14 protein-coding genes are annotated in these 13,006 nt (G+C 68.0%); 4 read left to right on the top strand and 10 right to left on the bottom strand.

Features of this window, described 5'->3' with window-relative positions:
• Window positions 1-35: 35 nt before the first annotated feature.
• Complete coding sequence (locus tag NKJ34_RS10080) at window positions 36-488, bottom strand: universal stress protein (protein WP_253738174.1); 453 nt, start codon at window positions 486-488, stop codon at window positions 36-38.
• A 78-nt stretch (window positions 489-566) separates the two neighbouring features.
• Here NKJ34_RS10080 and NKJ34_RS10075 point away from each other — a divergent pair, with 78 nt between their 5' ends.
• The gene (locus NKJ34_RS10075; RefSeq protein ID WP_253738173.1) at window positions 567-1,949 is read left to right on the top strand and encodes a cytochrome P450; all 1,383 of its coding nucleotides are present in this window, start codon (window positions 567-569) and stop codon (window positions 1,947-1,949) included.
• Here NKJ34_RS10075 and NKJ34_RS10070 read toward each other — a convergent pair.
• The 8 genes from NKJ34_RS10070 to NKJ34_RS10035 all read right to left on the bottom strand — a co-directional run bounded on the left by NKJ34_RS10070 (window position 1,915) and on the right by NKJ34_RS10035 (window position 9,771).
• Entirely contained in the window at window positions 1,915-2,988 is a 1,074-nt protein-coding gene (locus NKJ34_RS10070; RefSeq protein WP_253738172.1) for an ABC transporter ATP-binding protein, read from the bottom strand. The two genes, NKJ34_RS10075 and NKJ34_RS10070, sit on opposite strands and share 35 nt — an antisense overlap.
• Complete coding sequence (locus tag NKJ34_RS10065; protein ID WP_253738171.1) at window positions 2,985-3,803, bottom strand: ABC transporter permease; 819 nt, start codon at window positions 3,801-3,803, stop codon at window positions 2,985-2,987. Before NKJ34_RS10065 ends, NKJ34_RS10070 begins: the two co-directional genes overlap by 4 nt.
• Window positions 3,800-4,747, bottom strand: a complete 948-nt coding sequence (locus NKJ34_RS10060) for an extracellular solute-binding protein (RefSeq protein ID WP_253738170.1) — start codon at window positions 4,745-4,747, stop codon at window positions 3,800-3,802. The genes NKJ34_RS10065 and NKJ34_RS10060 overlap by 4 nt, the downstream gene beginning before the upstream one ends.
• Before the next feature lie 133 nt (window positions 4,748-4,880).
• Window positions 4,881-5,441 (bottom strand): molecular chaperone TorD family protein, encoded by a 561-nt coding sequence (locus tag NKJ34_RS10055; RefSeq protein ID WP_253738169.1) that lies wholly within the window; start codon window positions 5,439-5,441, stop codon window positions 4,881-4,883.
• 74 nt (window positions 5,442-5,515) lie between these two features.
• Window positions 5,516-6,553, bottom strand: a complete 1,038-nt coding sequence (nrfD, locus tag NKJ34_RS10050) for an NrfD/PsrC family molybdoenzyme membrane anchor subunit (RefSeq protein ID WP_253738168.1) — start codon at window positions 6,551-6,553, stop codon at window positions 5,516-5,518.
• 6 nt (window positions 6,554-6,559) lie between these two features.
• Window positions 6,560-7,162, bottom strand: a complete 603-nt coding sequence (locus NKJ34_RS10045; RefSeq protein ID WP_253738167.1) for a 4Fe-4S dicluster domain-containing protein — start codon at window positions 7,160-7,162, stop codon at window positions 6,560-6,562.
• Window position 7,163: 1 nt separating this feature from the next.
• Window positions 7,164-9,518 carry a molybdopterin-containing oxidoreductase family protein gene (locus tag NKJ34_RS10040; protein WP_253738166.1) on the bottom strand — a complete coding sequence of 785 codons (2,355 nt, stop codon included), beginning with the start codon at window positions 9,516-9,518 and terminating at the stop codon, window positions 7,164-7,166.
• Window positions 9,511-9,771, bottom strand: a complete 261-nt coding sequence (locus NKJ34_RS10035) for a 4Fe-4S ferredoxin N-terminal domain-containing protein (RefSeq protein ID WP_253738165.1) — start codon at window positions 9,769-9,771, stop codon at window positions 9,511-9,513. The genes NKJ34_RS10040 and NKJ34_RS10035 overlap by 8 nt, the downstream gene beginning before the upstream one ends.
• Before the next feature lie 365 nt (window positions 9,772-10,136).
• On the opposite strand from NKJ34_RS10035, the gene NKJ34_RS10030 reads away from it, so the two are divergent.
• The 3 genes from NKJ34_RS10030 to tsaA all read left to right on the top strand — a co-directional run bounded on the left by NKJ34_RS10030 (window position 10,137) and on the right by tsaA (window position 12,117).
• Window positions 10,137-10,529, top strand: a complete 393-nt coding sequence (locus NKJ34_RS10030) for a hypothetical protein (RefSeq protein WP_253738164.1) — start codon at window positions 10,137-10,139, stop codon at window positions 10,527-10,529.
• A 95-nt stretch (window positions 10,530-10,624) separates the two neighbouring features.
• Window positions 10,625-11,629: an Mrp/NBP35 family ATP-binding protein gene (locus tag NKJ34_RS10025; RefSeq protein WP_253738378.1), complete on the top strand. Its 1,005-nt coding sequence runs from the start codon at window positions 10,625-10,627 to the stop codon at window positions 11,627-11,629.
• Window positions 11,626-12,117, top strand: coding sequence for a tRNA (N6-threonylcarbamoyladenosine(37)-N6)-methyltransferase TrmO (gene tsaA, locus NKJ34_RS10020; RefSeq protein ID WP_253738163.1), 492 nt, complete (start codon window positions 11,626-11,628; stop codon window positions 12,115-12,117). The genes NKJ34_RS10025 and tsaA overlap by 4 nt, the downstream gene beginning before the upstream one ends.
• A 23-nt stretch (window positions 12,118-12,140) precedes the next feature.
• Here tsaA and NKJ34_RS10015 read toward each other — a convergent pair whose 3' ends face one another.
• Window positions 12,141-12,920 carry an MBL fold metallo-hydrolase gene (locus tag NKJ34_RS10015; RefSeq protein ID WP_253738162.1) on the bottom strand — a complete coding sequence of 260 codons (780 nt, stop codon included), beginning with the start codon at window positions 12,918-12,920 and terminating at the stop codon, window positions 12,141-12,143.
• Between the last annotated feature and the right edge of the window lie 86 nt (window positions 12,921-13,006).

Below are 13,006 nucleotides of genomic sequence, written 5' to 3'. Positions count from 1 at the left end.
CCCCGTTCGGCGAGTTTCGGGGTTAAGGGTGTCGCTCACTGGGTGGCGGCCGTTTTGAGGCCGCCTTTGACGACGAACACCGGGATCGGTGCGTTGTCGACGACGCGTTCGGAGACGCTGCCGAGCGCCTGCAGTTTCTCACGGGGCGTCTTGCCGTCGGTGCCGATGACGATGACGTCGCTGTCGGTCTCGTCGGCGTGGGCGACGATCTCCTTGTCGGGGGTGCCGCGGCGAATTTCGGTTTCGAACTCGAGACCCTCGGCGGCCGCCCGGTCGGCGACGGCCTCGACGGCCGCCTCGCCGGCTTCGACCAGATCGTCGGCGACGGCCTCGCGGTCGTCGGCGTCGGCGGCGTGAACCGTCCGCGTGTCGACGACGTACAGCGCCTGTATCGTCGCGCCGGTGTCGGCGGCGAGTCGGAGGGCGTGGGGCAGCGCCTGCTCCACGGCATCGCTACCGTCGGTCGGAACCAGCACCGTATCGTACATGGTTCCACACAGGAAGGCCCCCGGCTTAATTGCATCCCTTGGCCCAACCTACAAGCCCTATCGGTTCTTATGAATGGTATGGGACGAGACCTACCGAACCCCCCGGAGTCGGGCCTGCTGAACGCGCTTCGCTTCGGTGACGACACCTTCCGGTTCATCGAGGCGATGCAAGCACGGTTCGACGACGCCGCGGCGGTGCCGATCCCCGGTCGTGCACCGCTTGTGGTGGTTACAAACCCGGAACTCGTCCACGACGCGCTCTCGCGGCCCGCGGAGTTCAGCCGCGTCCCCGCAAGCGGCCCCGCCGCGCTGATCGCCACCCAAGGACTCGTCCAAAGCGAGGGCGAGTTGTGGGAACAGCAACGGGGCATCATGGGGCCGGCGTTCATGGGCCCGCAGGTTCGAGCCTACGCCAACACTGTCGGCCGGCGCGTCTCGACGCTCGTCGACGAATGGTCGACCGCCCTCGACGGGAACGAGTCGATCTCCCGCAACCTCCACGGTGAGATGACCGCCCTGACTGTCCGCGTCGCATCGGAAATCCTGCTCGGCGAAGACATCGGTCTCGAACGCGCCGAACAGTTCCACAGTTGGATGCAGGTCGCCGGCGACGAGTTCGAGTTCGGCCTCGATGCGGTCACCCCCGAGTGGGTCCCGACTCGGACCGACCCCGAATTCAAGGAGGCCGCCGAGGGGATTCTCGGCCTCGCCGAGGAACTCATTGAGCGGCGGCGCGCGGATCTCGCCGATCACGACCCCGAAACCGACGAGGAGCGGCCGAAAGACATGCTGACGATGCTGTTGCAGGTCGAAGACGATCCGGACGTGGAGTATCCCGACAACCAGATCCGCGACGAGGTGGCGACGTTCCTGATCGCGGGCCACGAGACCACTGCGCTGTCGCTTACGTACACCCAGAGCCTCCTCTCGAAGCACCCCGAGATCCGCCAGCGCGTCCGCGAGGAGGCCGAGGCGGTCATCGGCGACGAGACGCCGAGCTACGACCACGTTTCCGATCTCGAATATACGGGCCGGGTCTTTCAGGAGGCCCTCCGGCTGTATCCGGCAGCGTGGGCCGTTTTCCGCCAGACGTCGGCGGACGTGCGGCTCGGCGACTACCGCGTGCCCGAAGGGGCGGCGGTCATCATGCCGCAGTGGTCGATCCACCGCGATTCGCGGTACTTCGACGACCCCGAGACGTTCGATCCCGACCGCTGGGAGGATCGGTCCCCGCAGTCGGTCGAAGCCTACTTCCCGTTCAGCAGTGGGCCCCACGCCTGCATCGGTCGACAGTTCTCGATCACGGGCGCGCGGTTGGCGCTGGCGGCGATCGTCAAGTCGTTCGACGTCGACGTCGCCGACGACGCCCTCGACGACCTCCGGGCGACGCCGACGCTCCGACCGGGCGGCCCCGTCGAGTCGACGATCACGCCGCGTCGATCGGCTCGCCAGCGGCAGTAAACGCCACGACCGACCCGGCGTCGACGGCCACCGCGACGGCCTCGCCGACCGCCGGCGGCTCCCTCCGGCGCTCGACGACCAGCGCCGTGCCGTCGTCCGTTTCGACGGTCACGTCGTAACGCCGGCCGAGGTCGGCCACCCGGCGGACGGTCCCCGACAGCTCGGCGTCCGCGTCCTCCGGCGGCCGGATCGACAGCCCGTGGGGGCGGAACAGACAGCGGACCGACGCCCCGACCGGCGGCGTCCGCCCGGCGTCGGGCAGCGTGAGTTCGTCGCCACCGACAGCGAGCCGGAGCGGCTCGGTGGCGGCGATCGTCGCCGGAAGCTCGGTCGACCGGCCGAGAAACGACGCCACGAACGGCGTCGGTGGCGACTCGTAGAGCCGACGGGGCGGGCCGACCGCCGCGACCGCGCCGCCGTGCATGACCACCAGCCGGTCGGCCAGCTCCATGGCCTCCTGTTGGTCGTGCGTGACGAACAGCGTCGTCACCCCGGTTTCGCGCTGGATCCGGGCGATCTCTCCCCGGAGCTGGACCCGGAGGGCCCGGTCGAGCGCCGACAGCGGTTCGTCGAGGACGAGCAGGTCGGGCTGGGGTGCCAGCGCCCGTGCGAGTTCCGCCCGGCGCTGTTGGCCGCCGCTGAGTTCGTTCGGGTAGGCCGTCCGCCGATCGGCGAGGTTGACCAGATCGAGGTACTCGTCGACGATCGCCTCGTGCTCGTCCGGGTCGACTCCCTGTGGGCCGAGCCCGTAGGCGACGTTCTCGCCGACGGTCATATGCGGGTAGAGCGTCGACTGCTGAAAGACGAGGCCGACCGCCCGCCGTTCGGGTGGCTGGCCGGTGACGTCGTGGCCACGGAGCCGGACCCGGCCGGCGGTCGGGGTGAGGTGGCCGGCGATCGCCTGGACGAGCGTCGTCTTCCCGCAGCCGCTGGGGCCGAGCACCGCGACCAGTTCGCCGGTGTCGAGGCCGAAGGAGACGTCGTCGAGCGCCCGTTCGGTCCCATAGCGGTGGCCGAGGCCGTCGACGTTGAGCATCATCGCTCGACCACCGTCGGCAGCCGGCCGAGTCGCTGGATGGCGGCGACGACAAGCAGCGTCAGCCCGAACAGCGCCAGCGCCAGCGGGAGGATAGCGTCGATCCCGCCGCCGATGAAGTCGACCCAGATCTGGGTGGGGATCGTCCGGGGGTTGTAGGCGACCATCATCGTCGCGCCGAACTCTCCCATCGCCCGCGCGAAGGTGAGCACCATCCCGGCAGCGATCGAGCCGCGGGCCAGCGGCAACGAGACGTTTCGGAACGTCGACAGCGGTCCATACCCCAGCGAGCGGGAGGCCTGTTCGAGCCGTTCGTCGATCGCCCCGAAGCCGGCGCGGGCGGTGATGATCACGAACGGTGCGGCGACGAACGTCTGGGCGAGGACGACGCCGATCAGGCTGCCGGTCAGGGGGATCCCGACGCTCGCTGCGGCCGACCCGAGCGGCGTGAACCGCCCGACAGCAGTGAGGATCATCGCCCCGCCGACGACCGGCGGGACGACCAACGGGAGGACGACGAGCCCCTCGACGAGCCGTTTGCCAGGGAACGACTGCCGGGCCAACACGTAGGCCAGCGGGACCCCGAAGATCGTCGCGATCGCCGTCGACACCGGCGCGGTGAGAAGCGAGTGGCGGATCGCCTGCTGGGCGCCCGGCGCCGACAGCTGGGCGAGGATCGGCGTCGACCCGACGCGGGCGAGAAACGCGGCGAACGGCAGCGCGAAATACAGGAGGAGCAGCCCGCCGAGCGCCGCGGGGACCAGTAGCTCCGGTCGGCGGGCGGCCCCCCCGGCCCACGCCCGGCGAGCGAGGCTCACAACGCGATCGCCTCCGGAACCTCGCCGTTTGCCCGCGGGAACGCCTCGCCGACGGTCAATCCGGCCGCCTCGAGGATCTCGGGGTGGTCGACGATGTACTGGCCGAGCCGCTGGCCCCCCTCGAGGTTGTCGGCTTCGGGGTTGACGGTGAGGTTGTAGAGAATGGGTCGGCCCTCGATGGTTTCGCCGTCCTCGAAGGTGTAGGTCGCCTCGGCGTACGCCTCGGCCCGCTCGGGGGCGGCGAAGTTGTACGCGGCAGGGAACTCGAAAAACGGGAGGTCGTGGTCGACGGCCATGTTGCGGTAGACGACCGACCCCACACGGGAGCCGGTCTCGACACCCGCCAGTAGTTGTGGCTCCTCGGGCTCCTCGTAGACCCGGTCGGCCATCGCCTCGCGGAACCCATCGAGGCCGTGTTCGCCCGCTGCGAGTTTGAACGCCTGGATGGCCCGGTAGCCCAGCGGGTCGAGTTCCGGGTCGCTGATAGCGAGGTCGCCGTCGTCGGTTCCGCGGGCGAGTTCGTACCACGGCTCGCCGGCGTCGAGCCTCTGGCCGAACTCGGTGTCGGCGTTGTAGCCGATCCCGAGGCTGTTGGCGGCGAACTCGACGTCCCAGTCGGTGAACTCCGGATACAGTCGGTCCCGGAGCAGCGTCGCGTCGGCGCTGACGATTACATCCGGGTGTTTCGTTCGGTCGGTGACCATCCGCATCACTGCGTTCGTACCGTAGTATTCGCCGTGGATGCTGATGCCAGTGTCGGCCTCGAACGCCGGCCCGAGGTGATCCTCGAAGGTTCGGGCGAGACTTCCGGCCGACAGCACCTCGACCGAGTCCTCGTTGCCACTTCCACCGAGACAGCCCGCGACGGCCCCCAGCGCCGACGCGCCGATCGCGGTCAGCAGTGCCCGGCGGGATCCCGTCTTCGTCGTCCGTCTCGTAACCATATGTCGTCCCATAGGTCCTGTTGTGTTGATTGAGTTCCGATTCCGATGTAATGCCTTCCGATTACGTGAGCCGTGGTGGCCGACGGCGCCGACAGTCGAAGTGGACACCGGTGTTCACGATCCGGCGAGGCGATTACGCTAGGTCGTCGCCGATGGCGCTCGTCATCCGGTCGAGCGTCTGGACCGCCCAGTGGTAGAACGGCGAGTCGGCCGTCGACTCGACGCGCTCGCGGAACGCCGGGAGCCACTCGAAGTGGGCCACGTGGAACGCGGCGTACTCCTCACGGTTGCCCGCCTCCAGGAGCAGGCTGGCGTACTCCAACAGCAGCGAGATGTGGTCGGCCGGGTAAGCCGCCGGCACCTCGGCGTCGAGTGCCTCGTAGCGCTGCTGCATGTCACTGGCCGGCGGCCCCGAGAGGATCCCCCGTTTCTCGCCGTCCCACCAGGCCTCGTAGGCCGACTCCGCCGGCGGGGCGTACTCGCCGTCGAAGGCCTCGAACGTCCGGAGATACGCCTCCCGCGGCGGCTCGTCGAACCCCGGCGGCGGCTCAATGCCCTCGACGCCGAGGGTCTCGGCGTACTCGTCGATGGTCGCCGCGAGCGTGCCGTCGTCGACGGCCTCGACGAAGGCGTCGTCGGGGTGTTGGAAACACGATGCGAGCAGCGCGTAGCAGTCGGCGTAGGTGTCGTTCATCGGTAGCTCCGTGTGCAGGTCGGCACTGTGACAGCGGTAGTATATCGGTCGAAAGAAGCCGGCGGGAATGAGCGTTACGTCACGATGATGGGCTGCTGGACCGCCGTGAAGATCAGCAGGAACCGCAGGAGGAACGAGCCGGCGATAACCAGCCCGAACTTCGCGGTCGTCACGCGTCGGCTCGCCAGCACGCTCCCGCTGCCGACGAGGCTCTGGGCTGCCGAGATGGCAAGCGGGAGCAACAGCCCCGCGCTGATCATCCCGACCAACAGCAGCAGGCCGCCCCCGCTGGTGAGCCCATCGAGGGTCCGGGCGGCCCCGTAGCCGCCCGTCGTCAGCGTGTACAGCAGCGCCGCCAGCACGACCGCTTCGCCGAGGATCACGGCGTCGTCGAGCAGGCCGAACCGGTGGACGAGGTGGCTATCGAGGTCGTTCTGCCAAGCGGTGACCGCGATCACCATGGCGATCCCGGCCGAGAAGCCACTGGCGACGAACAGCGGCGGCAGCAGGGTCCCGTTCCACAGTGGCACCATCCAGCCGACCGCGCTCAACAGCAGGGCGGTGTAGATCACCAGCATGACCGCCAGCGCGGCGCCGCCGACCTGCACCAGCCGCTTGAGCACCCCGGTCGGGCGGGTGCGATCCGCCCCCCAGTCGACGAGGTCGATCCCCCAGTCGACGAAGAGGTTGTTGCCCAGCTTATTGACGACGTGCCGCGGCAGGCCGCTGGGGTCGTCGGTGGCCTCGGCTCCGAAGGTCGCCCAGATCATCCGCGCCATGACGACGAGGCTGAAGGTGACGACCACCCAGGTGCCGATCGCCATCCAGGACGTCCAGTTGGTGAACTTCACTGGGAACATGAACGCCCGGAGGAACGGCCCCGAGAGGTGTGCCAGCAGCGTCCACGAACCGACGACGATGGTGCCGAACGAGAGCGTCCACCCCCAGCGGGTGATGAACTCGTAGCCCTCGTGGCCGCTGCGCTCACCGAACCACTCGGCGATCGCTGCGACGAGGAACGCACCCCCGGAGATGCCCCCGAGGAAGAGGTAGATGGCCACGAAGACGTCCCAGTGGCCAGCGCCACCCCACCAGAGTCCGAATGATGTCATCGTTGATCACGCCTCGTATGGGAACGCGTTGGTGTCTTCTCTGTTCGCCTCGACGATCACGTTGGCCGGCTCCTGTTCGAACTGCTCGACGGCCTCCGTGGTGGCCTTGTCCTTCAGCTCGCTGATCGGCCCCGCTTCGATCGCGCCGCCGACACAGTTGTCGACACAGGCGGGCTGTGAGCCGCCGCCCTCCTGTTCCTCTCGCGGCGGCATCTCGTAGCCACCGCCCGGCCCTTCGCCGAGACAGAGGTTACATTTCGACATGATGCCGCCGTCGTCGTAGGTCGGTGCGCCGTACGGGCAGGCCCACCCACAGTAGTGACAGCCGATACAGCTGTCCCGATCGACGACCACGATGCCGTCTTCCTCGCGTTTCTGGATCGAGTTGCACGGACAGACCTTCTCGCAGGGCGCATCCGAGCAGTGCATACACGACATCGAGATCGGCAGCGAGCTCACGTCGGGGAACTCGCCGGTCGTGACGTTCTTGACAGTTCGCCACTCGTCCTGTTCGGGGTCGCGGCCGTGTCGCTGTTTACACGACACCGAGCAGGCGTGGCAGCCGATACACTTGTCCGAGTCGAAGTAGAATCCCCACTGTTCACCCATTTTAATCGCCTCCGTTGACCGCAACCGCGATGTGTCTGTCGACCTGTCCCGTGATCGGGTCCATCTGGGTTTCGTGGAGTTTCATGGTGTTCAGCCCCTCGTAGTCCGCTTGGGTCGAGCCCTCGCCGAAGCCGTACTCGCTGGTGACGACGCCGGGTTTGATCAGCTCGGTGACGTGGGCCATCAGCTCGCCCCCGCCGGTTTCCGACTCGATGGTCACCATATCGCCCGTTTCGATGCCCCGCGCCTCGGCGTCGACCGGGTTGATATGGAGGTAGTTGCCGCGGTAGTCCTTCTCGTGGAGATCGTTCTTCCGAGCGAACTGCTCGAGCAGCCGGTCGATCCCCTGATCGCTGCCGTGTGAGAAGTACACCGACCGGATGTCGTAGAACTCCAGTGGGTACTCCTCGCTGAGTTCGTCGCCGTAGGTGCCCGGCGGCTGCCACTCGGGGACGGTGTCCATCCCGGCCTCTTCGGCGGCCTTGGTGAACGCCCCGATCTGGTCGAGATCGAACCGGAACGCCGGGCCCTCGCTGTCGCGCCACTGTTCGTAGCCGTACTCGCCGACGAGCTCGTAGTTCTGGTCGCCCGTCGAGAGCTCTTCGAGGGTGAGGTCGAGTGCCTGCAGCTGGTCGTCGATGAACTCCTCGTGGTCCTCCCACGGGAAGTACTCGCCCCAGCCCATGGCATCGGCGAGGCCGGTCAGGATCTCGAAGTCCGGCTTCGTGTTGAACTGCGGTTCGACGGCGGCCTTCCCGCCGACGACCCACTGCTTGTCGCTGTAGGAGCTCCACGAGCCGGTACCGATGGTGTCCTTTTCGAGCTGGGTGGCGTCCGCGAACACCACGTCGGCGTTGCGGGTGACGCCGTTCCAGTAGGCGTCGACGGCGATCACCAGATCCATCTCGTCGAGGGCCTCCAGCCACGCCTCGGCGTTGCCGTCCTTCAACGGCATGTCGTGGTGGCAGTACATCCCGTTGATGTGGCCGTTGTCGACCATCTCGGGGACGAGGTTGTGGGCGATCCCCGTGATGTGGCGGGCGGGATTGTCGCTGTACTCGTCGTACTTCTTGAAGGCGGGCGTCTTGCCCGCGGCGTTGTTCGGCAGATCGACGCCAATCGTCGTCGCGGTGCCGCGGGCCTCGCCGCTGCCCTTGCCTTCGGGGGTCCACTCGCAGACCTCGAAGGGGTCGGCCATCGGCGTCGACTTCCAGAGCCGCAGCCCGCCGGGGCGGTCGATGTTGCCGACCAGCCCGTTGAGCGCGATGATGTTCTGGGTCGCCTTCCAGCCGTTGCCCGACTGGGCGGTCCCCGACCACACCGAGATACCCGCCGCCGGGGCGGCCTCGGCGAAGCCACGGGCGATCGCGCGGATCTTGTCGGCCTCGATCTCGGTGATCTCGGCGGCCCACTCGGGCGTCTTGTCCGCGACGGCCTCCCGGTAGGCTTCGAAACCGTAGGTGTGATTCTCCACGAAGTCGGCGTCGTAGCGGTTCTCCTCGATGATGACGTTCGCCATCGCCAAGGCGAGGGCGCCGTCGGTCCGTGGCTTGATCGGCAGCCACGCGTCGGACTTCTCGGCGGTCTCGGTGTACTGCGGGTCGATGGTGACCAGCGTCGCGTCGTTTTCCTCGATGGCTTTCAGGATCCCCTTGGCCTCGAACTGACCGGCGAAGGCCTCCAGGGGGTTGCGGCCCCACATAATGAGGTACTCCGAGTTCTGGTAGTCCGGCACCCGGGCGTTCGAGCCGACGCCCATCATCCCGCCGTTGACGAACGTCGGGCCGGCACAGACGTGGATCCCGCGGCCGATCCGCTCGGGGGTGCCGTAGAGGTCCCGCCAGATCGTCCGGAAGATGGGGGTCTCGGCCCAGCTTCCGGCGTCCAGGAACGTTTCGGCCCCGTGTTCCTCGTCGAACTCTTCGAGTCGCTCGGCGGTGTACTCGAAGGCCTCCTCCCAGGTCGCTTCCTGGAGTTCGCCGTCCTTGCGGATGTATGGCTGTTTGATCCGTTCGGGGTCGTGGGTCTTGTCGAGTTGGCCCAGGCCCTTGGGACACAGCGTCCCCTCGGTGCCAGCGCCAGCGCTCCCACGTGGGTTGCCGTCGACGCCCGTGATGCCGACGACGGTGCCGTCGTCGGTCACCTTCACCTCCTGGGCGCAGTTGTGACAGCACATCCAGCAGTTACCGTAGGCGGTGTTGGCGTCGGCGACCGGGGTCGCGGTCCGGTCGGTGGTGCCGACGCCGAGCTGTTCGGCGGTGTCCGCACACCCGCCGAGCGACGCCATGGCGGCCGCGCCTGCGCTCGCCTTCAGCAGCGAGCGCCGCGTCAGTCCGCTTCGTGATTCGCTACTCATCGCGCATCACCGCCGCCGGGCTGTAGTCGTCACCGAACTCGGCGATGAGCTCTTCCTCGTATTTCTCGTGGAACGCCTGTTCGTCCAGCTCGCCGTTGGCGACGCGCATGGCGTCGATCCCCATGCGCCGACCGAGCTCCTGGTCGTACTCGCTGTCGTCGGGGGCATCGTCGAGGTCGTCGACGAGATCCAGCGGGTTCATCCCCGCGTCGTCCGCTCCCAGCGATGCCGATGGGTCGGTTGGGTTGCTCATATCTGTACAAGCGATCCATACCCCCGTATCACTCACTCTCAACCGGTGAAGGTTTTATATACTCACCTCGACCCGACGGGGTCGACTCCTCCCGATCGTCCCGGTCGAACGATCGCCGACACCCCGGTCGAACGATCGCCGACACCCCGGTCGAACGATCGCCGACACCCCGGTCGGAGGGCTCCGACGCGCTGGTCGGGAGGCGCTTCGACCGGCGGGGTCGACCGGGTTTCCACCCAGCCGTTCGCAAGCCGGGGCGTACCCGGATCCGTGCCGGGATCACCGCGCGCCCGTCGGCGCGTCGTATTTAAAACCTTATCCAGTTGAGCAGTAGGGCAATGGTGTGCGGGCGCTTGGGAATACATATGACAACGAGGCACTCGACGCCCTACAGTTACGAGATCGAGTTCGACGTGATCGGCACCTGTCGGGGGCAGTACGACCAGTGGCTGGCCGAAAACAGCATGGAGTGGGTGACCCACGAGGCGGTGTCGACGTTCGACGTCTGGGAGAACGACAAGGGGATGTCCCCGGAGGTGAAGTTCCTCTTCGGCTTCCAGTCGTTGGAAGCGTGGGCCACGTTCGTCAACAGCGAGTGCCACGCGAAGGCCAAAGACAGCCTCAAACAGGTCGTCACCGGGCTCAACGGAACGCTGTGGGAACGCGACAGTATCCGGCTTGATGTCTCCGACCGCGAGCTGCCGGCGACCATCGCCGACTGTGATCGCCTCCCCGCCACGACGGAGGAATCGCTGTGACCCACGCGATCGAGGAGGCGCTCCGGGAGATCACGGTTCCCGCGCCGTCGAGCGAGGACGACGCGTCGAGTGAGGCGGAAGCGGCGACCGAAGACATCGTCTCGGCCGGGCTGGTCGGCGAGATCACCGTCGACGACGGGACGGCCCACGTGCCGCTGGCGTTCGGCGCGCCGTACTCGCCGGCCGAGACCGAGTTGGCGGCGGCGGTCCGGGAGGCCGTCGAGGCGGCGGGCTACGAGCCCTCGCTGTCGATCGCCATCGACGACGACACCCCGGCGGCCGACGACGACGCGCCGATCGTCATCGCTGTCTCCTCCGGGAAGGGCGGCGTCGGCAAGAGTACGATCGCGGTCAACATCGCGGCGGGGATCGCCGACCGCGGCGCGCGGGTGGGGCTGTTCGACACCGACGTCTACGGCCCGAACATTCCACGGATGCTCGGCGTCCAAGGTGAGCCGGTGCGGGCCAACCAGCGTCAGGAGATCGTGCCGGTTGAGGCTCACGGCCTGAAGCTGATGAGCGTCGGCTTCCTCGTCGACGAGGAGTTGCCGGTCGTCTGGCGCGGCTCGATGGTCGACCAGACGCTCACGGAACTCTGGCACGACGTCGACTGGGGGCCGCTGGACTACCTCGTGGTCGACCTGCCGCCGGGCACCGGCGACGCCCAGCTAACGATGCTCCAGCAGATGCCAGTCATGGGGTCGGTCGTCGTGACGACGCCGCAGGACGTCGCCCTCGACAACGCCCGCAAGGGGGTCCGGCTGTTCGACGACCACGAAGCCGAGGTGTTCGGCATCGTCGAGAACATGAGCGCGTTCGTCTGTCCGAACTGCGGGGACCACCACGAGGTGTTCCGGGCCGGCGGCGGCAGCCAACTGGCCGAGGAGTTCGACCTCCCCGTGTTGAGCCGGATCCCGCTGGATCCCGCCATCGGCGAGGCCGGCGAGGTCGGCGAACCGATCGTCCTCGAGGACTCGACGGTCGGCGAACTGTTCGCCGATCTCGCCGCCGACGTGATGGATCACGTCGGCCAGCGTCGTCGGCAGTCACACGCTGCGGCGGCAGAGCCAGCCGAGGAAACCGAGGGCGCCGACGAATGACCGGCGACCGGTACTGCTACGAGCCGATCGGGGAGATCCGAACGCCGTTCGAGACCCCCGAGGGGATGCCGATCCAGCCGGCCGGCGAGGCAAGCGCCCGCGGGACGGTCGTCGTCGACCCGGCCTACGAGGCGGGGCTCGCGGATCTCGATGGCTTTTCGCACTGTATCCTGGTGTACCACTTCCACGCCGGCGACGACGACTACAGCCTGCGGCCGACACCGTTTCTCGACGAGACGGAGCGGGGACTGTTTGCGACCCGTGCGCCACGCCGACCCAACGGGATCGGTCTCTCGATCGTCGGCGTTGAGTCGGTCGACGGCCGGGAACTCGCCGTCAGCGGGATCGACGTGGTCGACGGGACGCCGCTGTTGGATATCAAGCCGTTCGTCCCGCAGTTCGACGTGCCCGCCGACACGGCCGCCGGCTGGGTCGACGCGACCGACGCGGGCGTCGAGTCGACGACGGCCGACGACCGGTTCCGCTGAGTCGGTCGGCGCTGTCGAGCCGACTACAGGTCGACCCGCGAGCCAGCGCCGACCCGCAGGAAGTCCTCGCCGAAGGCGTCGGCGAGGGCCCGTTGGGCGAGGCGGCCGGTGCAGTGGGTGGGGGCGATCCGCTCGATCCGGCCCTCGAGCCACGCGACGATCGGCTCGATCTCGGCGAGGTCGGTCGACCGGAGATGCGTCCCGCCAACGACCGTGTGGATCGGCTCCTCGAAGACCGATTCGGCGTGGCTGATCGTGTTCCGGAGCCCGGCGTGACAGCAGCCGACGACCAGCCCGAGCCCCTCCTCGCCCTCGACGACCAGCGACTGGTCGTCCCACACGGGGTCCTCGACGCGCTCGCCGTCGACGACGTGGCTGCCGGTGCGGCTGTCGGGGTACTCCCGGGGGATTTCTCCGAGGGCGTGGACTCCCGGTGCGACCTCGGTCGGCTTGCGGTGGGTCCGCAACTCTACCTGCGAGGCGATCCACTCTCGGTCGTAGGGCATCCCGATCGGTTCGTCGCCGTGGTATTTCGGCTCGAAGGCCGCCGGATGGCAGTACAGTTCAGTGGCGTCGTCCAGAAACGCCGGCAGCGCGGTGGTGTGGTCGTAGTGACCGTGGCTCAACACGACCGCCTCGAAGGGGCCCATCCCGAGGGTGGCGGCGTTGTCGGCCGCAACGCCGGTCTGGCCGGCATCGAACAGCAGGCCGTCGACCGCGGCCGCGAACCCCCACTCGGCCCGGAGCCCCTTGGGTCGCGAGCCCGCAACCGCGTTGCCCGCGAGGATCGTGAGCGTCGGCATTGTATCACCTGTGCGTTCATGCCGGTCGACCGAATAGCTATTGGTCGCCTGCACGGGCCAACAACGGTCCAATCAAGTGCCGTCCA

The organism is Halohasta salina, assembly GCF_024178165.1.
Lineage (GTDB): Archaea > Halobacteriota > Halobacteria > Halobacteriales > Haloferacaceae > Halohasta > Halohasta salina.
Note: the sequence above shows the minus strand (reverse complement) of the source record. Positions and strands in the feature narration are given on the sequence as shown.